The 1,200-nt window shown below is 67.6% G+C and carries 1 protein-coding gene; it reads right to left on the bottom strand.

Annotated features, from left to right (window positions below; genetic code table 11):
* Nucleotides 1-118 precede the first annotated feature (118 nt).
* The gene (locus U4E84_RS17960; RefSeq protein ID WP_322533434.1) at nucleotides 119-988 is read right to left on the bottom strand and encodes a CheF family chemotaxis protein; all 870 of its coding nucleotides are present in this window, start codon (nucleotides 986-988) and stop codon (nucleotides 119-121) included.
* Nucleotides 989-1,200: the final 212 nt, after the last annotated feature.

Genomic DNA, 1,200 nt, shown 5'->3' with positions numbered 1-1,200 from the left:
TCACTGGCTCGCATGAGAGACACCTTCGGTTACAGGAGCATGAAACTTCCCCCCGAACGGAGCGTCGGACCCGGCCTCGAACCGGCCGGGTCCGGCTCGCAACCGCCGCGTCCGGTCGTCAGGCGTTCACCGATTCGAGGTAGGCGCTCACGATCATCTGTCCCTTCCGGGTGAGCGCGGCCCCGCTCTCGCCGTCGGCGACGAGGTCGGCCTCCCGGAGCGTGTCGAGGATCATCGACGTCTGGGTGACGTCGCCGGTGACGACGTCGGCGATGTTCGCCTCGCCGCCCGCGGAGTAGATGGAGACGAGGATCTCCAGCTGCTCCTCGGTCGGGTCGAACGACTCTAACTCCTCCATGGCCTCGTCGTACTCGATCTTGATGTACCGGCCGAGGACGTTGAGCGCGCGCTCGTTCGGCACGGTCGCGATCGACGTGACCGTCCGGCCGTCGGCGACGTGGCGGAAGACGAGCGCGGGCCGCTTCTTCCCGCCGAGGGTGCGGTCGGTGCGCTCGTAGTCGATGACGGCCGAGAGGTCGACGGTGAACGGGTCGGGGCAGTTCTTGAACCGTATCTCGCCCGGCGACACCGACACCGAGGCGCGGTGATCGGTCGCGTCCGTGACGCGCCCGCCGACCTTCGCCGGGTGCCGCACGGTGACGGCGACGTTCCGCAACAGCGCCTTGAACAGCAGCCTGACGAACCTGTCCATGTCCTCGGGCTCGCCCTCCACGAGCGCCGAGCGCCGCGACCCGTCGCGCTCGTACGCGACGGTGACGCTGTCGCTGAAGAACGACCGCAGATCGCCCGGGACGCTCCCGACGACGACGTCGAACACCCGCGAGAGCGGGACCGTCTCCTTTCCGTCGTCCGTCGCGATGACTAACCGCCGCTGGCTCAGCAGGACGCGGCCCGTCACCGGCTCGTCGGTTCCGAAACTTGCCGCGTGGACGCGGCCGACGAAGTCGGCGACGACGGACTCCTCCATCGATGGTTACTGAGCGCCGTACGCTATTTATTGTTACTCACGCCGTATCAGTCGTGATAACTGCCTGTCACGCGAGCGGCCGCGGACCGGCGCGGCGAACGCTACTGTCGGGCGCTCCGACCCCCGCCATCGCCGCCGAAGCGAGTCGAACGTGTTCGGCTGACGGCGTCCGTTCTCGAAGCGATCGGATGGGGAACAGCAAAGCCTAATGA

It is taken from the genome of Halorubrum sp. AD140, from assembly GCF_034497445.1.
In the GTDB taxonomy this organism is placed as follows: Archaea; Halobacteriota; Halobacteria; order Halobacteriales; family Haloferacaceae; genus Halorubrum.
The sequence above is the reverse complement of the archived record's forward strand: the minus strand, read 5'-3'. Positions and strand labels throughout refer to the sequence as shown.